Below are 20,659 nucleotides of genomic sequence, written 5' to 3'. Positions count from 1 at the left end.
TGTTTTTCAGTAAAAATGTAAAATAATGAACAACAATCCAACCGTTTGCCGATTGTTTTACCCATCGATATAATAAAACCTTAGGAGGTTTTAAAGACCATGTTAGAAAGCTATTATACCGTAAAACCAGAGGGATCAGAAGAAGTGACGATCCAGAAGTCCCGCTTCATCGGCTATGTCAAACGCTGTGAAACCGAAGAGGAAGCCCAGGACTTTATTGCACAAATCAAAAAGAAGCACCATGATGCTACACACAACTGCTCCGCCTACATGATTGGGGAGAATGACCTTATACAAAAAGCGAATGATGATGGAGAACCGAGCGGAACAGCTGGGGTGCCGATGCTTGAAGTTTTGAAAAAGAGAGGTCTTAAGGACATGGCTGTCGTAGTCACCCGTTACTTCGGCGGGATCAAGCTGGGTGCGGGCGGACTGATTCGTGCCTATGGATCAACGACATCAGCAGCTATTGATACAACGGGTGTTGTAAAGCGCCAATTAATGCAGGAAATGAAAGTGAAGATTGATTACCACCTGCTCGGCAAAGTAGAAAACGCCGTAAGGAATTCAACCTACACATTGGAGACGATTAATTACTTGGAGAATGTGGAATTAATAGTATATGTAGAAAGCGGCCTTGAAGAAGACTTCGAACATTGGATGACTGACTTGACTAGTGGTCAAGTCACGATTGAAAGAGGAGACGCTTCCTACGTGGAATTTGATGTCACACCTGAGTAAAGGAGCTCACATCAACATGAAACACAGCAAGCTTGCCATTTTCATGTGGTCCGTGGCTTTCATCGTGTTAATCGGCGTTGGCGCTGCCACCGGCTATGCCGTCTACCTTACCGATCAGGTGAAAGAAACAGCTACAGAATCCCACCAGGAACTCGACAGAGGTGACAAATCAGAAAAGCGGGTGGAGGTTGTAAACCCAGCCAAAGATCACACATCTGTTCTTTTTGTAGGAATTGATGACAGTGAAGCAAGGTCTGAAGATACGTCCCGTTCGGACGCCCTCGTTCTAGCGACTTTCAACGATGATGATAAATCCATCAAAATGCTTAACATCCCCCGCGATTCTTTGACGTACATCCCGGAAGTAGAATATGAAGACAAAATTGCTCATGCCCACGCTTTTGGAGGAATTGATGCCACGGTTCAAACAGTGGAGCGTATGCTTGACGTGCCTGTCGATTATTATGTCCGTATGAACTTCCAATCTTTTGTAGAAATTGTTGACTCTATCGGCGGCATCACCTATGATGTTCCTTTTGCGATTACGGAGCAGAACAGTTCTGACCTTGCAGGGGCCATTGAGCTCGAAGAAGGACAACAAACGTTGAACGGAGAAGAGGCGCTGGCTTTAGCGAGAACTCGTAAATACGATAGTGACTTGGCGCGCGGAGAGAGACAGATGGAAATCATTCAACAAATCTTCCGTGAAACAGCTTCAACCCGTGGCTTAAATCATTTCGATGACATATTGGCCTCCGTCAGTGAAAACATGAGTACAAATTTAACTTTTGAAGAAATCATCACCTTTAAAGATTACTTCCTCCAAGAAGAAGGCTTCACTTTCGAAAAAATGCAGCTTGATGGAGAAGGTGGCTTTACAGACAAAGGTTGGTATTATCAATTAGCAAAAGAAGATATTGAATCCACCAGTGAAGAATTAAAAGAACACCTTGGATTACGAAATCCGCTTGCATCAGAAGATCCATCCTCAACCAACAGCGAACCGGACGATGATGAAGAATCAATGTAACGTAAAAAACGGCCTCCTAAAAGGAAGCCGTTTTTCTTATTTTTCTTTTGGACCCTTGATCATATTCAAGATCGGTTTATAGTCTTTGCCAATTAAACCTGTCATTTCTACAATCATCTCGATCATCAACACCAACATGGCAAGTACAATGACCGCGCCATACATCGTGGCTTGTGAAAAAATGACGGCTGCCAGGCTGAACAAGGCACTAACGGCATAAATCATCAAGACAGACTCCGGATGGCTGTAACCTAAATTCAATAAGCAGTGATGCAAGTGTGATTTATCAGGTGCAGACAACGGTTTCCTGTGAATGACTCTTCTCACAATCGCAAACAAGGTATCAGAAATAGGTACACCTAAGATAATGACCGGGATGATGAAGGAAAACAATGTGACGTTTTTAAAGCCCAGAAGTGCGAGCACACTAATCATGAACCCTAAGAATAACGCGCCTGTATCACCCATGAAAATCTTCGCCGGGTAAAAGTTATAAACAAGGAACCCAATTGTACTTCCAAGCATCATTAAACCAGCGAAGACGACAAATACATTCCCCATGGTAATGGCCATACCAGAAATCGTCAGCAAAGCAATAGCTGATACTCCTGCAGCTAACCCATCAAGGCCATCAATTAAATTAATGGCATTCGTGATCCCAACAATCCACAAAATCGTAATAGGAATGCTCAAATACCCAAATTCGATTTGGCCGCCAAAAGGCAGGTTGATGAAATCAATTTGAACGCCACCCAAAACAACAACCAAGGTAGCCAATAATTGTCCGCCTAGTTTTACTTTGGCAGATAACTCTTTAAGGTCATCAAGAACACCAGTAATAATAATGATCGTTGCTCCTATTAATACCGGCCACGTATAATCGCTCTCTGGAAAGAAAAATAAAATTCCTAAAGCAAAGCTCAGATAGATCGCCAAGCCACCTAAGCGTGGCATCACATTTTTATGAACTTTACGGTGATTCGGTTGATCGGTGGCACCAATTTTCACTGCTATTTTCTTGACCAGGGGTGTAATTAAAATCGAAGCGATCAAGCAAAATAGCAAGGCCTTGTACTCCATAAAGATCCTCCTCAGGTTTATTATGTCCTCTCCCAGAGGTCATAAGCTGATATATAATTTCCATATTTGTCTGTATAGTTACATCGGTTTTGTTACATATTAACCGTGAAAAATTATATCACAAGAAACCGGTTTTGATTGTAACGATTTAATTACTTTTCTTTAGCCAAACCCCTGCTTTTTGAAACATTTCTATGTAAAAAAAAACGCTAAATTCCTCCAAAATCCAACCCCTATAAGACCGAAGAATTGACAATAGACCTTAAAAACATGCAAAATTCATCAAGTGCTTACAGCTTATCTCATCATAACAGATTGGATTGGAAAATTTTACACATATATGAAAATTTACAATCTTTTTTCAAAAGGGAGGTCATGGATTTGAGAGAAAGACGAAAATTAGAGCGATCACTAAAGCCCCACTGGGTATGGGCGATCGCATTCGGATCAGCGATTGGCTGGGGTGCTTTTGTACTGCCGACCGACTGGATCAGTCAGGCCGGACCTCTAGGCGTTGTGATCGGCCTTTTACTAGGGGCCATACTTATGATGATAATTGGGGTCAGTTACGGATTTCTTATTGAAAAGTTCCCGGTCACGGGTGGTGAATTCGCTTATGCCTATATTGGATTTGGAAGACAATTTGCATTTGTTGCAGGATGGTTTTTGACGCTTGGCTACATCTGCATTGTCGCTTTAAATGCATCGGCATTGGCATTACTTACGAAATTTTTATTTCCTGACTTGGTTCGGACAGGAAATTTATACACGGTAGCTGGGTATGAGGTGTCCATCATTCAAATCGCGATTGCAAGCCTTGCTCTAATTGCTTTTGCCGTTTTGAATATTCGGGGAGCCAGCTTTTCAGGACAAACTCAATTTATCTTCAGCTTAATTTTAATCGCAGGTATTGTGCTATTAGCGATCGGAGCCGTCATCGCAGAAGGGCCGCAATTAGCAAACATCACACCTGCATTCCATCCGGATCAATCTACGCTCGCTTCTATTCTCACGATTTTAGCGATTGCTCCTTTTGCTTATGTGGGTTTCGATAACATTCCACAAGCCGCTGAGGAGTTTAAATTCGAGGCGAAAAAAGCATTCGGACTAATCATATGGTCTCTCCTAGCGGCAGGGGTCGCCTATAGTGCGATGATTCTTATTACAGCAAGCACGATGCCGTGGCAGGAGCTGCTATTAAACATATCGGAGAACCAGTCGGTTTGGGGCACAGGAGACGCCATTGAAAGTTACCTTGGAAGAGCAGGCGTGTGGATTATTGCTGTAGCCGTTTGTATGGGGATTTTCACAGGGCTTAATGGATTTTACATATCCGCAAGCCGCCTGACTTTTGCGATGGGAAGAGCAAGGATTTTACCAGACGTATTCAGAAGGTTGCATCCGAAATACAACACCCCTTACGTTGGAATCCTTTTCACAATGCTCATTTGTCTAATTGCTCCGTGGTTTGGAAGAGAAGCATTGTTATGGGTGGTAGATATGTCTTCCACAGGTGTAGCCATCGCCTATTTCTTTTGTACGGCAACAGCTTACAAGTTCTTCTCTTGGAAAGAAACAGGACCGGATTCGTCACGGACGGCTTCTCCGTTGAAAAAATTGTTCTCTCTGGTCGGGATGATTAGCGCTTTAGGGTTCTTAGCCTTACTTTTACTTCCATTCTCCCCCGCATCTCTCGGAAAAGAATCTTATATCGCTCTATTGATCTGGGTCGCGTTGGGAATTGTTTTTTATGCTTTCAACGCCCGACGTTACAACAGTATTGAACGAAAAGAAATGAACTATCTTATTTTAGAAAAAGAAGAGATATAAAAATTCCCCGCTATTTTTATAGCGGGGAAATTTCTTTATTGACCTTTATTTTTCAAATGTCCTTTCACCCATGCAGGTGGCCCCTGCTTAGATTTTTTCGAATGTTCTTTTACCCACGCCGGTGGACCTTGCTTCGACTTTTTCAAATGGATCTGTGCAAGGACAGGGTCATGATCACTCGCTCGACCATCCGCTTCAGAAAAGTCGGCATTAATATTGACGGTCTCCACTTTCGTACGCTTGGCCAGATGATTACTGACAAGGATATGATCCAGCACTTGAGAGTTCCCTTGATAAATGTATGTGTATCGTTCTTCTTCAGGAAGCTCCTCCATCATATTTGTGAGGTCATTCCCCTTGAGGGTCTCAACAGGTGCGGAAAATTCAAAGTCGTTCAAGTCACCTAGAACCACAACATTTGAATGATCCATACGTTCTTCTACTTTTTCTACAAAATCATTAATCACTTCTGCTTGCTTCAAACGCTGCACTTCACTTCCAAGCACGACCGGTTGGTTGGCACCAAACAATCCATCATCGCCGCCTTTTGAATTGAAGTGGTTCGCAACGACGACAACTTTTTCACCATTGAACTCGAATTCAGCAGCTAATGATTTTCTTGAATCGTCAAAAGCTTCGTTCGTCGGATCAATACGTCCAGGGTTCAACGTCAATCCATTTTCATTAACATCTACAGCCGTTGAAGCATCTCCACTCGGCTTGTCTGTCAACGTGACACGATCAGGATTATAAATAAAACCGACGCGGATGTTTCCTCCTGGTTGACCACCATCAGTTTTATCAAGTGGTGCAATGTCTGTGAATTCATATTCCGGACCACCAGCTTCTACAATCGCATCAATCAATGTTTGGTAACTTTCGTTCGCTTCCACCGTTCCATCATCTGTTGGACCCGTATTATCTTGAACCTCTACAAGCCCGACTACGTCTGGAGTGTTCAAGTTTTCAACCATTGATTCGGCAATGCGTTGGACCTTTTCAGGGTCTGTGCCCGCATGGAAGTTTTCCATGTTATAAGTAGCCACAGTCATTTTAGGCTTCAAGCCTTTAAGCTCTGCGGACTGCCTGTCTGTGCCGCCATCTTGAAGTTCAGGAAGCTCACCAGCAACACGGATTTTGTAATTGCTATAGTCGTAACTGACAACACCCGTTATCGACTGTTCGAAGTAATCTCCTGTTTTAGCCTGTACATCGAATCCATCTACGTCAATAAGCATTCTTTCAGGGTTGTAGTCTTCCGGAGAAATCAACAACCCTCCAGCTCTTGTGAAATCCTGATCCTCATTCGTTTCTACATATACAGGTAGCTCATCATATTTAACAGGACCAGTGACCTTTGGCTCTGGAAGCTCAATAAGCATCCCTTCAAGACTTTCATAAAAATCAAGACCATCCTCTGCAGGATCGAAGGATTCCAGTCCATCATCTTCTATCACTTTTGTCGGTTGTTCCCGGTCAACACCAATGACAATAGGATCAGGTAAAGCCTGCCCAGAGGAGGTAACCGTAACCTCATTAGCGGTAATTTGTGTCGTTAAAAGATCTGCTGCATCAGAGTAACCATCTTCACGCCATTCGGTTACTTTTCCATTCACAGATACGACATCACCAATCTCTACTCCAGAGGAACGTTTATACACATAGATTCCTTCTGATGTGGCAATATCGTCATCAGGATTCAAAGACTGCATATAGAACCCGTTGTTTCCATCGAGCTTCGTTACCACACCTTCAACACCTTCAACTGATTGCCTTTCATATGGAGATGTGTGAGCGGCTCCCTGAAGATCATGGATCTCAACATCGTCCAATGCTTTTAATGCTTCGTATTCAAAAACGGCCACTTCACTCGTTTCACCGTTGGCACGTACAACAACTGCTTGAACGACCGTATCTTCCGTAATCACAATCGGGGATTCATATGGCGTACTTTCTGCCGTCGGCTCTGAACCATCCAACGTATAATGAATAGAGGCGTCTGGCTCTGCCGTATTCAATGTAACTTCTGTTCCCTGCACGACTGATCCACCAGCAGGACTTGCGGTTACAGCGAATACTTTCTCAATCAAATCAGATGATGAGCGAGGAAGAAGTTTATACTCACTGTAGTTGTAATCCACCACGCCTTTTACTTGTTCAAACGTATCCCCTACGCTTAACCAGTCCTCGTTTTGAGGTTGTACCACAAAAGTTCCTTGTTCATCTTGAACAGTAAAATCACCATGTTGATTTTTATCGATGACTTCTACATTGTTCACCTGTACAAACTCACCCTCGAAGGCTTCTCCATTGGAGGCGGAGAAGGCAGAGGCATCGACTTCTTGAGCATCAGGTACACCCACAGAACTCTCTACCACTTCTACATTCGCGGAAGAAGCAAGAAGTTGAGCCATTCCAAAATATTCGCTATTTTCTCCTTGAGCTTCTACACGGTCACCCACCTGAACATTAAGTCCAGGGGCACGGACGATGATGCCAGCGGTTTCATCTTGTATGTAAAGGTTCGTCTGTCCGCCCGCTTCGAAAGCTGCTGTAGCGATCCCTTCCACGCGTACAGTTGTCCCGCTCTCCATAGCACGAGTTTCTGCAATAGTTTGTAATTCGGCTTCCTCTTCTTCAGGTACTTCGTAGCTTCCAAGATAATCGAATGTGTCTTTTGCGTACGTATCCCATTCTTCACTAACCTGAAACTCATCGGTAGGGTCCTGGTCGCCATTCAAAACTTCTGGCTGCCTTACGAGTGTGACATCTTTACCAAATTCATCATTGCTGCCAACCTGCCCAATGCTGTCAATGACTCCATTCTCATTTTTTAATACTAAGACATCATCCCCATTAAAACCTGTCACTCCACTAGTCAGATCCGTGATAGACTGAATTTCTTCACCAGCCTGACTATCAGACACAACATAAACTTCTCCTGAAGCCAGTGTTCCAGTTAGAGATTCCGATCGAGATGGTTCCACACTACCATTGGAATATAGTTCCAATGTGTACGCGGATAGGTCAACATCTTCACCTGTACCATTGTAAATCTCCAATGCTTTGTTAAAACTCGACCCTTCCACATATTCAGAAATAATCAGATCGTCCAAACCTTCAGCTTCAGCTGAAGAAGTAGGTATAACAGCATAGCTGAAAACTAATGATACGATTAACAACAGATGAAATATTTTTTTCACAATGCATCCCCTTTACCTAAAATATAAGTTAGGTCTAGTATATAAGATTCAGAATAGATTTTATATTTATATTCCGTAAAAAAATGTAAATGTTCCCAATGACACGTGAAAAAACGACTATTTATAACAGCACTTTTACAAATTATCCGACAAAAGATCCGTATCTATCGGATGTTTCCAACTGTGGTAAAATAGATAAGCGAGAGGTTAGAAATTGAGGTGTTCTATTTTGACAAAAAGAATTATACGAGTGCGCAGACGTAAAAAGAAGAAAAAGATACGTCTGATTGCGGCTCTATTATTTTTAATAACCTTAATGGCTGGCGGAGGCTTTTACTATGTGACCCAAGTGTACACAGCTGCCTTTGAAGGTCTGGATCGAGGAGATAAATCAGATCTGCGAGAAGAAGCGGTCGATGCCCAGGAAGATCCAATTTCCATCCTTCTGATGGGCGTAGAGGATTATTCAACAGACGGACAAGCCGGACGCGCAGATACCCAAATTGTATTAACACTTGATCCTGACACAAATAAAATGACGATGACAAGTATCCCTAGGGACACACTCGTTGATATACCTGCTTCAAAAGTACGTCAAAAGTATGCAGGTTCTCACAAAATCAACGCGGCTTACACGTTAGGTGAAGTGACAGGATACGGTGCAGAAAAATTGACCGTAGAAACCGTAGAAGATTTGTTAGAGATTCCTATTGATAAATATGCGACCGTCAACTTTGATGGTTTTATTGAAATCGTCGACCTTCTCGGTGGAGTGACGGTTGATGTAAAAGAAGGTTTCTGGGAACGAAGCAGCATAGATTACTATAAAAAGATTGAATTTGAAGAAGGTCCAATGAAAATGGATGGGGAAGAAGCCCTTGCTTTTGTAAGGATGAGAAAGCGTGATGTAGCTGTATCTTATCCGAGAGATGAAAGGCAAAGACAGTTTATCAAGGCCGGTATTGATGAAGCTCTGTCTCCAGGGTCTCTATTCAAAATAGGCGAAATGAAGGATGTTATAGGGAAGAACGTAAGCACAAACCTCACCCCTGGTGAGATGCTCAGTTTAAGAAAAGCCTTTTCTTCAGACCGTACTTCTGTGAACACTTTGGAAATAGACGGTGAAAATAAACGTCTCAATGACGGATTATATTATTTTGTCCCCGACGAAGAGAGTCTTGAAGAAACGAAACGCACATTAAAGAAATCCTTAGATTTACCTGTCCCCGAAAACAAAATCTATGAAGACTCCATCAATTGAGTCAAAAAAAAGGACTTCCATAAAAGGAAGTCCTTTTTTCATGCCATTGGTTTAAAGATGAGGATGCCATTCATTCTGCAGAATCGAAATGGCCCTTCATATTTTTCTATAGCTGCGCTATCTGCATTTTCAATGGCAATCTTATGTACACTTTTCTTCTGATTCAGTACATTTTTAAACGTATCTTCTGTCAACTGTCTTAAAGGTTCAATCACAATGGTTCGATCGATTCGCACACTGTAACGTGCACTTAATGTCAATTCTTTATGCTCTAATAACAGTTTGGTTAATTGCGGCAAAAGACTACACCCTCTCATCAATCGTACGCAATTTCTTTACCTTCTACTAATATAACTATCATTCCGTTTGTCCGAAACAGCACATGGGACTAGTAATTATTGATTATGAAGGAATATTTAACCAAAAAAATCACCCAAAATAATACCCTTTCCATTTATAGGAAAGGGTATTTGTGCTATTCTTCTATAATACGATAATTGGTATGAGCCACAACCGTTCTGTCGTATTCAAAATCGATTTCATCTAAGTTGTCCATAATCGTCAAATCTACGATCACGGATTGTTGACATTGACTCGGAATGACTTTGCCTTTGAAAATGATGTCATTTCTCTCAAAAGTTACGATTTGCCCTGGAGTGGCAATGCGATCATCAGGTTGTATCATATCTCTCTACCCTTTCTCTTCCTCGTATTTTGAATAAACTTTACAATAAATTAACAAACAATTCAAACAAAACTTTTACAATATATGTTACTAAATTAGACAACATTATACAAGTAAAACGATAGTAGGTTTAATAATTTTCTCTGGAGATATATACAAGATTATAAAGTTATCCAAAATTCGGGGGTTTTTATGGCATCTCATATAAAGAAAACAAAAAAAATCATTCTTTTGTCCTTCTTACTATTCATTCTATTCTTATCAGCAGCGGTGATGACACCTCTTCTTCTAGGTCCAGAGTTCTTGATAGCTGAAGATTCCTTGGAATCCTCCAAAGAATATGATGCAATCATCGTTTTGAGCGGAAATGAGGAACGTCTCGAACATGCGACTGAGCTCTTCAACGAAGGATGGGCGAGTCATATAATTTTAACGAATTCGACGGAAAGTGGAACAACACCTGAGAAAGCCATGAGTATGGGAGTGCCTCAAGATGCGATTTTTGAAGAACCTTCTGCTACCAGTACATACGAAAATGCCACTCTATCTAAAAATATTATAGAAGAGGAAGGTTTTAGTTCTGCCCTCGTTGTCACAAGCGATTACCATTCCCGGCGTACAAAGATGACGTTTGATGACATATACGATAACGAAATAAAGCTGGACTACTCCTTTGCCTCTTCTTTCTTTGATCCTTCTGATGGAATGACCGAACATGAGAAAAGAATGACGTTCGGCGAATATGTGAAAATAGGTGTCTATTGGTTCCGTTTACTCTTGGAGTGAACGGAACTTTTCTTTCTTTTCTGACATTTAATCATATAGCCCTATGGACAATCTTTTTCGACTCCTTTAATATGAAAGCGATTTCACTTATAACTTTGAAAGGATGGGATTCGTTTGGTTCAAAAACGTTGGATTTGGCTGATCGGTATCGCGCTATTATTTTTGTCATTTGCGCAACCGGTTGCATCTACATATGCAGATGCTAAAACATACGGTGAAGTTGTATTGCGCGGGAACGCTGAAACCTTAGATTGGAGTTCGGATAACAATCCTCTGACTTACAATGCAGAAGAAGGAGTATGGCTCAGTGGTCCAATACCATTGGAAGGTGGAAAAGTGACAGAGTTCAAGTTTGTTTATGATGGAAATTGGATGTCTGGAGCAAACTTGACGTTCACAGCTCCTCAAGATGCCGAGTACATTTTCGCTTTTCACCCTGAAAACGAACGCAAAGTCGACATCCGCCTCGCTGATACTTACGAAGCAAGTGTGGAGCTTGAGCTCACCGTCCCTGAGGGAACGCCGGAATGGGTGACACCTACGGTCGCTTCAAGCAAAAATGACTTCCATTACACAGCCGCACCTATGACGAAAACCTCTAAAAATACGTACACAACTAAAATTGTAGGACAAGCAGGCGAAGAAGTTTCTTATTTTTATAGTCTTGCCGGGGAATCTTATAAGGAAAATCTCGACGAACCCCGTACAGTGACATTATCCACCTCTGGCGATACTGAAGAGGATACGGTCACCCAGTGGAAGAAAGTTCCTGTCGCCCAATCGGTGACTCACGATTATAACCATTCCCCTTACGTTCCAAACCACCGTGATGATGTAACCGTTAAAGTTGAAGTGCAGCACTTTGGACCGATCGACAAAGGAGCCATCTATTATACGACGGACGGCACCACTCCAGATGGAAAACGAGGAGAAGCTGCCAATGGACAAACCGTTCCTTTAAAAGTGACGGATACATCTGAAAATGCCGATGGATTGAAAACATCGATCATGGAAGGTGTTATTCCCTCTCAGAAAAAAGAAACACGCGTAAAATATAAACTCGATGTTTGGAACTCAAACAGTGACGGCTCTCAATTTGCCGATAACAATGTGTTGAGTTCTGAGGATGCCACTGAGTTCGCTTATTATGTAGACACATATGAATCTCCAGAGTGGGCGAAAGAAGCGGTCATTTATCAGGTTTTTGTTGACCGTTTCCGAGATGGAAGTACGGAGAACAATACGTCTGTAAACCCTGAACAGCCATACGATGAACAGCTGAAGGGCTGGATGGGCGGAGACATTCAAGGTGTCCTTGAAAAAATAGATTATATCGAGAATCTTGGTGTGAATACACTTTGGATTTCACCAATTTACGAGGGCCCGTATTCCCACGGATATCATCCAACAGACTTCATGAACATCGACCCTCGTTTTGGCAGCAATCAACTCATGAAAGAACTTGTGGATGAAGCACACAAACGCGATATGAAAGTCGTTTATGATCTCGTACCGAACCATACATCCGATCAGCACGATTTTTTCCAGGATGCCTTAGAAAAAGGACCAGACAGTCCTTACTATGATTGGTACACATTTACGAATTACCCGAATGAATATGATACGTTTTATGGCATTCAAGAGCTTCCTGAGTTGAACAACGACAATCCAGAAACGCGTGAGTACATGCTGGATGAAGTCGTCCCGTTTTGGATGAATGAAATCGGTGTCGACGGCTTCCGCCTGGATTATGCCAAAGGCCCGAGCCAAAGCTTCTGGGTTGATTTCCGTCATAAAGTAAAATCACTCGATGACGATGCTTTCATTTTCGGAGAAGTGTGGGACAACCTTGATACCATCTCTTCTTATAAAGGAAAGTTAGATGGGGCGATTGATTTTGAGACACATTCAGCGATTACAAATGCCTTCATTCAGGATGGTTCAGTAAACACACTAGCGTCATCTCTTGAGGAGACTTTCGGAACTTATGGGGATGAATTCGTTGCGGCAACCTTTTTAGATAGTCACGACATGCCGCGCTTTTTATTTGAAGCTGATGGAAACGAAGAAACACTGAAAAATGCAGCAGCGCTACAGTTTACGTTACCTGGCGCACCAATCATCTACTATGGAGATGAGGTCGGCTTGTCCCAGAGCGGTGACCATAACCTTGTGGATGAGTGGAAAGACCGTTACTACCGCGAAATGATGATTTGGGAGGAAGAAAAACAGAACGGGGATATTCTCTCCCATTACAAAGCGTTGATTGATGCAAGAAATGACCAGCCAGCCTTAACACAAGGTGACTTCAACATCATCTACTCTGATGATGACGTCCTCGTCTTTGAACGTTCCGTGCCACAGGACAAAGTGCTTGTCGTCATGAACCTGGGCGAAGAGGACCGGAAGCTCGATATCATCGACCTTTACAACCAGCAGACCCCGAACAAAGTACAGCTCACTTCGCTTCTTGAAAAGGAAAAGCTGAAGAGTCATAAAGGCACCCTAGAAATGACAAGCGAAGCAGGGTCTGTTGCGATTTATGATGTTAAAGGGAAGCTGCGCTATGAGGCTCCATCGGAAGAAAAGAAATACAACAAAGTCGTATTACGTGGATCTGCACCGTTCGACTGGTCCAGTGATGCGAACATGTTGACCTTCGATGAAAAGGAAGCCCTTTGGAAAAGTGAACCGATTGAATTGACCGCAGGAGAAACGGTGGAATATAAATTTGTCCGTGACGGTGAATGGCTCGAAGGCGATAACCTTCGCTTCACACCCGAAGCAGATGGGAAATATATCTTTATTTTTGACCCTCAAAACGAATACCAAGTGACGGTGGAACAGGTTCAAGCCATGAATGAAGCCGCCTGACACAAGAGCTTCCTACTTTTTTAGTAGGAAGCTTTTTGTTATTTATGATAATCCCATAAGATTCTCCATTCTCCTTTTTCTTCTGCCACATAAACATCTTGATGCAGGCGGAAAAGCCCGTATTTTCCTTTATATGTTTGAATCACAGTCGCTTGATACACAGGACTTAAAGGTTTCGAGCCTTTTTCCATGGTCCATTGATCCAGTTTCTTCAGATCTCCGAGGACAAACTCAAAACTCTCCACACCGAAATGATTCATGAACACGTGCGCACGGTCTTGTATGTAATGTCCTTTTGTGAATTTCTCTTTCATTTGAGAATGAAAAAGCTCCCACGAATCCGAAAACTTCCCTTGTTGTTCATGCAAATAAAATTGTTCGATGGTACTTTCTGCACGCTGGCCAGGTCGAGTCATGAAGAAAATGGTGAGGACAATGGCAAGGATAACAATCAGGCCTAAAACAAAGATGAAAATCATGGGTGAACGGCTCCGCTTCATGTGATCCCCTCCCCTACTTACCTTATGCACGAGAGTAGAAAAAAAGAAAAGCCTGACTCTGATTTGAGTCAGGCTTACACGATCAATAAGGGTCCGCTTCGTGTCCTTTTTCCTGAGCTTTTTCAACGGCATCCGCCGCTCCAGCACTTCCGATCGGAGAGCCTCCCTGTTTCGGCAGCTTCCCTTTGGTCGGAGTGATTTCACTCGCCATTTCTTCGTTCATGTTTCCTGCGTTCATGCCGAGCCCTTCCGCTACCCGTTTTCCATAATCCTCATCACATTGGGAGAAAAGAGAAATCATTTTCTTCTGGATGTGAGACTGGCATGGCTTCAAGGAAGTGACGAGGTTCATAATTAGATCATCTCGCTCCCAGTCTTTTAAAAGTCGGTAGCGCTCGCCGGCTTGCTTGAAGTTATTTTCCCGATCAATGGGCTCTTTCTTCAACTTGCCTTCCGCATAAGGCTGATGCGGCTTTGTTTTCGGTGTTGCTTCTTCCAAGCCATTTAGAGTCGAAGGTTCATAATTCACATGTGGATTCGCATCTTTTGGACGATCCGTGAAGTAGGACATGTTGCCACCTTCGTAGTTGGTCGCCACATGTTTTTTTGGAGCATTCACCGGCAGCTGCTGATAGTTCGCACCCACACGATAGCGCTGTGTATCGGAATAAGAGAAGGTACGCCCTTGCAGCATTTTATCATCCGAAAAGTCGAGTCCGTCCACAAGTACCCCTGTACCGAAAGCTGCCTGCTCGATTTCATTGAAGTGGTTGTCCGGATTTTTATTGAGCACCATTTTTCCTACCTTTAAAAATGGAAACTGATCCTCCGGCCAAATTTTCGTATCGTCGAGAGGGTCAAAATCAAGTTCTGGATGTTCATGATCATCCATGATTTGAACACAAAGCTCCCACTCGGGATAGTCGCCACTTTCGATCGCTTCATACAAATCTTGAGTGGCATGGTTGAAGTTTTCGCCCTGGATTTCATTCGCCTCTTCTTGGGTCAAGTTTTTGATCCCTTGCTTTAAAGGCTCCCAGTGATATTTAACGAGGACAGCTTTTCCTTCCTCGTTCACCCAGCGATACGTGTTTACACCTGACCCTTGCATCTGCCGGTAGTTCGCCGGAATCCCCCATGGGGAGAAAAGGAACGTCACCATATGCATCGCCTCAGGCGTTTGACTGATGAAATCGAAAATCCGCTCACTGTCCTGGATGTTCGTGACAGGATCTGGCTTGAAAGCGTGAATCAGATCGGGAAATTTCATCGCATCACGGATGAAGAAAACTTTCAAGTTGTTTCCAACCAAGTCCCAGTTCCCGTCTTCTGTATAAAATTTCACCGCAAACCCGCGCGGGTCACGCAGCGTCTCGGGAGACCCCGCCGAATGTGTAACCGTTGAAAAACGGACGAGCACAGGGGTTTGTTTTCCTGCACCAGAAAACACCTTTGCCCTTGTGTATTTTTCCACAGGTTCGTCCCCTACTTTTCCATATGTTTCAAAGTACCCATGCGCGCCAGTTCCTCGCGCGTGCACCACACGTTCAGGAACCCGCTCCCTGTCGAAGTGGGAAATTTTTTCAATGTAATCATAGTTCTCAAGCGTCGCCGGGCCACGATTACCGACCGTACGCAGATTTTGATTGGTGCGGACAGGATGCCCCTGTCTTGTCGTTAATGTCTTTTCATTTTCCTCTTCAGAGAAGCGCTGATCCTCCGCTCCTCCTGGACCTTGTTCATGTTTATCCATACTCTTCCCTCCTCAGTTGTATAGGAAGAGTTTTTGCTGAGGTCAGGTTTTTTATTCCATAAGAGGAAATAAGATTATGTTAGCGAGTTTAGGGATTTTATTAGCAGCTTCGGGGGTTTTATTAGCGGTTTTGGTACTTTATTAGCGACTTCCGGAGTTTTATTGGCGACTTTAAGGATTTATCGGTGACTTCTGGACTTTTATCAATGGGTTTTTACATTTTATCAGTAGCTTTCAAGAATTTATCGGTGGCTTTTAGACTTTTATCAATATCATCTTAAAAAAAGCTTAGAGCACCGAGCTCTAAGCCTTTAAAAGGTCAACCTTCGATATAATCCTTCAGCTGAGTGATCCGCTTACTCATGCTGCTCGGACTAACATCATATTTCGTCGCTACTGCTTTTTTCGTCACCTTCTCAGGTTCAGTGCGAAACTCTTCAGATGTACGATAAATGTGTTCAAGCGCAGCAGAAACCACTTCCGGTTTACGGAACGTCGGATCTTCTGCCTGTTTATAAGAGAGCCAAGCTTCACGCAACCTCTCAAAGGTTGGTTCTGTTTTCAGCTCATCATCGACAAGATCGAGCACATCATCTTCCTCGGTTCCTTGCGTATCTTGTTCTTGCAATTCTTGTTTTTCTGAGGATTCTTCAGAAACGTTCATATACATCCAGTTTCTCAACTGTTCAATAAGTGTATCCTGCATGTAGGCATGAATCGATTCATATCCAGCCTGCTGGCATTTTTCCTCTATCGTCTGTTTGAAAGTTTGGTAGGACTCCTCATAGTTTGGAATCGCAAGCGGTACGAAGTTGAAGATCGGTCCCCATTTCAGAGCGAATCCAATCACATACGGCATGTGCGGGTAATTTTCTTCCTTCAATGGAATGCCGTCACGCTTCACTTCGTAGGTTAGGCCGCTCCACACATCTTTAACTGTTACCGTTTGCTCAGACTGAATTTCCTGGATGTGGAAAACACTAGCGAGTGGTGATTTCCACGCTTCCATCGAGGCTAGAGTCGCTGGACGGACGATTTTGTCCTGCTTCTTTTCAAAGAATTCGTCATAGAGCGTTGTTCCATCTTCTTGCTGTTCCATGAATACACCTTGTACCATACGGAAAGCCGCTTCTACTTCTTCCTCCTGCGTTTCACGCTCGTCGTTAGGCGTAATATTCGGATAGTTACGGTTCACATAGGCCATAAAGTGACTGTAGTGACCTTTCAACTCCTCATGAAGGCTTGTGGATCCCACGCCTTCGTCTGTCTTATTCATGCAACATTTCTTATATTTCTTCCCACTTCCACATGGACATGGGTCATTTCTTTTTACCTTACTCATTAATATCCCTCTCTTAACTCATAAACGTTCAACTCTACTAGAGTACCGAAGATTGAGCCAACATGCAAAAAATCAAGGAAAAAAGAAGGAGGAAATAATATACAGACCAGGTCATCCAATATATGGATGACCTGGTCTGTCATTAATTGGATGAAGTATGTGACTCTCAGTCACATGTTAAATATTGTTAGACCTGGTCACCAAAACTTGGATGATCAGGTCTTACATTTTTCACCATTAAAAAAGATGAAATGTTTTAGGTGTTTCTTTCGTCTTGTATGTAGAAGGTTTACATGAAGGAGGAAATGACCATTGATTAAAGTGGAGAAGTTGTCTCATTCGTTTTTTGTAGGGAAAAAGAATAATAGACAGGAAGTTTCGGTTTTAAAAGATATCAACCTCGAAGTTGGGAAGGGCGAAATTGTTTCAATCATAGGCCGGAGCGGTTCTGGTAAATCCACGTTGTTAAATTTAATGAGCGGCTATATTAAACCGACCGAAGGGGATATTTTTATAGCTGGTGAAAGAGTGACAGATTATAAGGAATCTGTTTGGGCGGAGTTTCGTTCAGATCACTTAGGGTTCATTTTCCAAAGTTTTCAGTTGATTCCAAGTATGACTGCCTACCAAAACATTGAACTGCCGCTAGTGATGAAAGGGGTCCCTGAAAAAGAGCGGGAGTCACGAGTCAATGCAATGCTTGATAAAGTCGGGCTGAACGAATTTCGCGAACACTATCCCTCGGAACTAAGCGGCGGACAGCAGCAGCGTGTATCCGTTGCCCGAGCACTCATCGTTCAGCCGCCGATCATTCTAGCAGATGAACCTACAGGCAGCCTGGATCAGGAAACAGAAAAGGAACTTCTTGGTTTCATTCAAGAGTTGAATAAAGAAGAAAACATTACCTTCGTCATCATCACTCATGACGAGGAAGTAGCACGTATGGCAGACCGGACCATTCGCCTTGAAGATGGCCGGCTGGCAGCTGATCGAGAGGTGGCAGCTCGATGAAGTGGAAGGATCGGTTCAAGTTTATCAGGCAGAATATGAAGAAAAATAAGTCCCGAGTGTTTATGACGATCCTAGCTACATCGATCGGTTGTGCTTTTCTTATTGTCCTTGCGTCCGTCGGTTTTGGCGCCCAAAGGTTTATCGTCAATGACATCATGCAGGACCGCGCGATTACGGAAGTATCGGTTTATGGGAAGCAGTCGATGGAAGAAGGAGAAAGCCCTGAAATTACCAAGGCCGACATTGAAACGTTTCAATCGATGGAAAACGTCAAAGCTGTTTCTCACAAAATTCAGCTGCGGACGGAAGCGGATATTCTCTACGATAACTATTCAGGCGGATCAACAGTGAGCGTTGTAGATTTTCAGGCAGAAAAACAAGCAGGGTTGAACTTATCATCAGGTCGAATGCCTCAAGAAGAAAATGAGATCTTAATCGGCTACCACCTCCATCAACTTTTATATAAAGAAAAGGACGAAGAAGCAGGGGAGCAAATTTTTGACCAAAATGGTCTGGTAAAAGATGAGTACCAAATGAATGAGGGGTTATTGAATAAAACGATAAAAATTGAAGTGGAGCAGTACAAAAATAAGGAATGGGTAACCGAAACTTTCCCTGTGGAAGTGGTAGGAATTATGGAAGAACCTGCAAGAGACTGGCAGGTGAGTAATGATGTGTTCATTTCAGATGCTGTACTGGCAGAGGTGGAGGCTTTTACAGGAACGGCATATGGCGCTACCATCCACCCGGATATGAAAGAAGATGAGGTTGCAACCTTACAATCTGAGAGTCAGGAACGCGTGTATAACGACGTCCAAGTAATTGCCGGGAACATGGAACAGGTGGAGAACCTTTCCCGGCATTTAAAAGATGAAGGCTACCATATTTATTCCGTGACAGAAGAGCTTGATCAGATCAATATTGTCTTTGCTGTCGTTAAAACAGGATTGATTATCGTTGGGACCATTGCATTATTGATTGCTTCAATTGGCATTTACAATACAATGTCCATGGCGGTCACGGAACGGACTCAGGATATCGGCATCATGAAAGCAATTGGAGGCCATCCTAAGATGATTCGCAGCATCTTCTTAATGGAAAGTGGCTATATCGGATTGATGGGTGCATTTGTCGGAGTGGTCGTTGCTTATCTGGTAAGTGTAGGAATTAATATGCTGCTTCCTATTGTCATTCAGCAAGTCTTTGATCAAACATTAGAGGAAGCCATTCAGTTGTCCTATATCCCACCCTATTTAGCTTTGATTTGTGTAGCACTTAGTATCGGAGTAGCGATGCTTTCAGGACTCAAACCAGCCAAAAAAGCGACACGGATCGATGTACTAAGAGCTTTAAGAAGAGATGTTTAATAACGGATGCAGCATTAAACTACTGCAAGACCAGGTCTTACATTTTATTACAGCACCTTACACCTTTTCACTTTCCCACAAAAGAAATCAAACCACAGCCTGAGGGTTAGCCTTCGAGCTGTGGTTTGATTTCTTTTGTCGAGGAGCGATATTTGATATCGAAGGGGACGATGATCCGTTTCGCTGGTTCCTCTTTGTTTTTCACTTTTTCAATCAGACATTTGGCCGCCTGACTGCCGAGTCCATGAATATGGATATCGACGGTCGTCAAAGGCGGGCGGGTAATTTCTGATAAATATACATTGTTGAAACTGACAATCGAGATATCGTCAGGCACGCGCTTCCCGAATTCTTCAAGCATGTTCACAACACCAATACTCATCAGATCATCGGCAATTACAATGCCTGTCGGTGGTTTAGGAAGGGCAAACAACTCATGAACCGCCTGACGACCTCCAGACTTCAAGAACTCTGTATGAATCCGGTACTCATCCAAGTACGGCAATCCAGCCTCTTCAAGAGCCAGCTCATATCCGCGCATACGATCAATGGTTACAATGCGGTCTTCGGAACCACCGATGAATGCAATACATTCGTGTCCAATATCAATCAGGTGATTGGTAATTTCTTTGCCGGCCCGGATATTATCGTTATCCACATGCGTGATTTCATCCACACGTGTCGCCGGTTTACCAACGATGACAAAAGGGAAATTCTGTTCCAGCAAAAATTCCATAATCGGATCATCCACCTGTGAATAAAGAAGTATGATGCCATCTGTTCGATTACTGAACACCATGCGCTTGACGGCCTCAAGCATTTCTTCATCTGTCTCTCCTGTACATAAGAGCATCGAGTAATCAAGCTCATGAGCGACCGCACTGATTCCACGCAAAACCTCTGGGAAGAACGGGTTTTGGAGTGCTTTGTCTGCACTGGAAGGCATGACGACACCGAGCGATTGCGTCGACCGGTTCGCCAGGTTCCTTGCATTGGCATTCGGATGATACCCCATCTCTTTCATGGCTTTTTTTACTCGTTTTTTCGTGGCTGGGCTGATTCTAGGATGGTCTGCAATGACACGGGACACGGTTGAAGGGGCTACCCCTGCCGCTTTGGCCACTTCTTTAATGGTTACCGCCATAACTTTCACCTTCTATTTGCATACTATGTTCATTATATCATGAGGACGCTTT

16 protein-coding genes are annotated in these 20,659 nt (G+C 43.2%); 8 read left to right on the top strand and 8 right to left on the bottom strand.

Annotated features, from left to right (window positions below; genetic code table 11):
- The first annotated feature begins 99 nt into the window (after nt 1-99).
- Both BLS23_RS04255 and BLS23_RS04250 read left to right on the top strand, forming a co-directional pair.
- Nucleotides 100-741, top strand: a complete 642-nt coding sequence (locus tag BLS23_RS04255; protein ID WP_089651295.1) for a YigZ family protein — start codon at nt 100-102, stop codon at nt 739-741.
- A 16-nt stretch (nt 742-757) separates the two neighbouring features.
- Entirely contained in the window at nt 758-1,771 is a 1,014-nt protein-coding gene (locus BLS23_RS04250) for an LCP family protein (protein ID WP_089651422.1), read from the top strand.
- A gap of 36 nt (nt 1,772-1,807) precedes the next feature.
- Here BLS23_RS04250 and BLS23_RS04245 read toward each other — a convergent pair whose 3' ends face one another.
- Entirely contained in the window at nt 1,808-2,851 is a 1,044-nt protein-coding gene (locus BLS23_RS04245; protein WP_089651294.1) for a glycosyltransferase family 4 protein, read from the bottom strand.
- Nucleotides 2,852-3,226: 375 nt separating this feature from the next.
- Here BLS23_RS04245 and BLS23_RS04240 point away from each other — a divergent pair, with 375 nt between their 5' ends.
- A complete protein-coding gene (locus BLS23_RS04240; protein ID WP_089651293.1) occupies nt 3,227-4,681 on the top strand; it encodes an APC family permease in 1,455 nt (484 codons plus the stop codon).
- 35 nt (nt 4,682-4,716) lie between these two features.
- Here BLS23_RS04240 and BLS23_RS04235 read toward each other — a convergent pair whose 3' ends face one another.
- Entirely contained in the window at nt 4,717-7,884 is a 3,168-nt protein-coding gene (locus BLS23_RS04235) for a chitobiase/beta-hexosaminidase C-terminal domain-containing protein (RefSeq protein ID WP_244157078.1), read from the bottom strand.
- Between the two features lie 229 nt (nt 7,885-8,113).
- Here BLS23_RS04235 and BLS23_RS04230 point away from each other — a divergent pair, with 229 nt between their 5' ends.
- Nucleotides 8,114-9,145: an LCP family protein gene (locus BLS23_RS04230; RefSeq protein WP_244157076.1), complete on the top strand. Its 1,032-nt coding sequence runs from the start codon at nt 8,114-8,116 to the stop codon at nt 9,143-9,145.
- A gap of 38 nt (nt 9,146-9,183) precedes the next feature.
- On the opposite strand, the gene BLS23_RS04225 is transcribed toward BLS23_RS04230, so the two are convergent.
- The gene (locus BLS23_RS04225) at nt 9,184-9,444 is read right to left on the bottom strand and encodes a hypothetical protein (RefSeq protein WP_089651291.1); all 261 of its coding nucleotides are present in this window, start codon (nt 9,442-9,444) and stop codon (nt 9,184-9,186) included.
- A gap of 176 nt (nt 9,445-9,620) precedes the next feature.
- Nucleotides 9,621-9,830, bottom strand: coding sequence for a YkvS family protein (locus tag BLS23_RS04220; protein WP_089651290.1), 210 nt, complete (start codon nt 9,828-9,830; stop codon nt 9,621-9,623).
- 192 nt (nt 9,831-10,022) lie between these two features.
- On the opposite strand from BLS23_RS04220, the gene BLS23_RS04215 reads away from it, so the two are divergent.
- Together BLS23_RS04215 and BLS23_RS04210 are read left to right on the top strand one after the other, a co-directional pair.
- A complete protein-coding gene (locus BLS23_RS04215) occupies nt 10,023-10,616 on the top strand; it encodes a YdcF family protein (protein WP_089651289.1) in 594 nt (197 codons plus the stop codon).
- A gap of 114 nt (nt 10,617-10,730) precedes the next feature.
- The gene (locus BLS23_RS04210; RefSeq protein ID WP_089651288.1) at nt 10,731-13,490 is read left to right on the top strand and encodes an alpha-amylase family glycosyl hydrolase; all 2,760 of its coding nucleotides are present in this window, start codon (nt 10,731-10,733) and stop codon (nt 13,488-13,490) included.
- A gap of 38 nt (nt 13,491-13,528) precedes the next feature.
- Here BLS23_RS04210 and BLS23_RS04205 read toward each other — a convergent pair whose 3' ends face one another.
- From BLS23_RS04205 to BLS23_RS04195, 3 genes are all read right to left on the bottom strand, one after another.
- Nucleotides 13,529-13,990, bottom strand: coding sequence for a hypothetical protein (locus BLS23_RS04205; protein WP_089651287.1), 462 nt, complete (start codon nt 13,988-13,990; stop codon nt 13,529-13,531).
- Between the two features lie 82 nt (nt 13,991-14,072).
- A complete protein-coding gene (locus BLS23_RS04200; protein WP_089651286.1) occupies nt 14,073-15,743 on the bottom strand; it encodes a catalase in 1,671 nt (556 codons plus the stop codon).
- A gap of 319 nt (nt 15,744-16,062) precedes the next feature.
- Nucleotides 16,063-17,085, bottom strand: a complete 1,023-nt coding sequence (locus BLS23_RS04195) for a YecA family protein (RefSeq protein ID WP_089651285.1) — start codon at nt 17,083-17,085, stop codon at nt 16,063-16,065.
- 312 nt (nt 17,086-17,397) lie between these two features.
- On the opposite strand from BLS23_RS04195, the gene BLS23_RS04190 reads away from it, so the two are divergent.
- Entirely contained in the window at nt 17,398-18,096 is a 699-nt protein-coding gene (locus BLS23_RS04190; protein WP_089651284.1) for an ABC transporter ATP-binding protein, read from the top strand.
- Nucleotides 18,093-19,463, top strand: coding sequence for an ABC transporter permease (locus BLS23_RS04185; protein WP_089651283.1), 1,371 nt, complete (start codon nt 18,093-18,095; stop codon nt 19,461-19,463). Before BLS23_RS04190 ends, BLS23_RS04185 begins: the two co-directional genes overlap by 4 nt.
- 106 nt (nt 19,464-19,569) lie before the next feature.
- Here the strand turns inward: BLS23_RS04185 and BLS23_RS04180 are convergent, their stop codons facing one another.
- Entirely contained in the window at nt 19,570-20,607 is a 1,038-nt protein-coding gene (locus BLS23_RS04180; RefSeq protein ID WP_089651282.1) for a LacI family DNA-binding transcriptional regulator, read from the bottom strand.
- Nucleotides 20,608-20,659 lie beyond the last annotated feature (52 nt).

The sequence above is a fragment of the Halobacillus aidingensis genome, assembly GCF_900104185.1.
GTDB lineage: Bacteria > Bacillota > Bacilli > Bacillales > Halobacillaceae > Halobacillus > Halobacillus aidingensis.
Note: the sequence above shows the minus strand (reverse complement) of the source record. Positions and strands in the feature narration are given on the sequence as shown.

What these genes read in the sequence shown, in the direction of transcription:
- BLS23_RS04215 (WP_089651289.1), top strand. Translation starts at nt 10,023, where the DNA reads ATGGCATCTCATATAAAGAAAACAAAAAAAATCATTCTTTTGTCCTTC.
- BLS23_RS04245 (WP_089651294.1), bottom strand. Translation starts at nt 2,851, where the DNA reads ATGGAGTACAAGGCCTTGCTATTTTGCTTGATCGCTTCGATTTTAATT.
- BLS23_RS04185 (WP_089651283.1), top strand. Translation starts at nt 18,093, where the DNA reads ATGAAGTGGAAGGATCGGTTCAAGTTTATCAGGCAGAATATGAAGAAA.
- BLS23_RS04200 (WP_089651286.1), bottom strand. Translation starts at nt 15,743, where the DNA reads ATGGATAAACATGAACAAGGTCCAGGAGGAGCGGAGGATCAGCGCTTC.
- BLS23_RS04240 (WP_089651293.1), top strand. Translation starts at nt 3,227, where the DNA reads ATGGATTTGAGAGAAAGACGAAAATTAGAGCGATCACTAAAGCCCCAC.
- BLS23_RS04250 (WP_089651422.1), top strand. Translation starts at nt 758, where the DNA reads ATGAAACACAGCAAGCTTGCCATTTTCATGTGGTCCGTGGCTTTCATC.
- BLS23_RS04255 (WP_089651295.1), top strand. Translation starts at nt 100, where the DNA reads ATGTTAGAAAGCTATTATACCGTAAAACCAGAGGGATCAGAAGAAGTG.
- BLS23_RS04195 (WP_089651285.1), bottom strand. Translation starts at nt 17,085, where the DNA reads ATGAGTAAGGTAAAAAGAAATGACCCATGTCCATGTGGAAGTGGGAAG.
- BLS23_RS04205 (WP_089651287.1), bottom strand. Translation starts at nt 13,990, where the DNA reads ATGAAGCGGAGCCGTTCACCCATGATTTTCATCTTTGTTTTAGGCCTG.
- BLS23_RS04220 (WP_089651290.1), bottom strand. Translation starts at nt 9,830, where the DNA reads ATGATACAACCTGATGATCGCATTGCCACTCCAGGGCAAATCGTAACT.
- BLS23_RS04180 (WP_089651282.1), bottom strand. Translation starts at nt 20,607, where the DNA reads ATGGCGGTAACCATTAAAGAAGTGGCCAAAGCGGCAGGGGTAGCCCCT.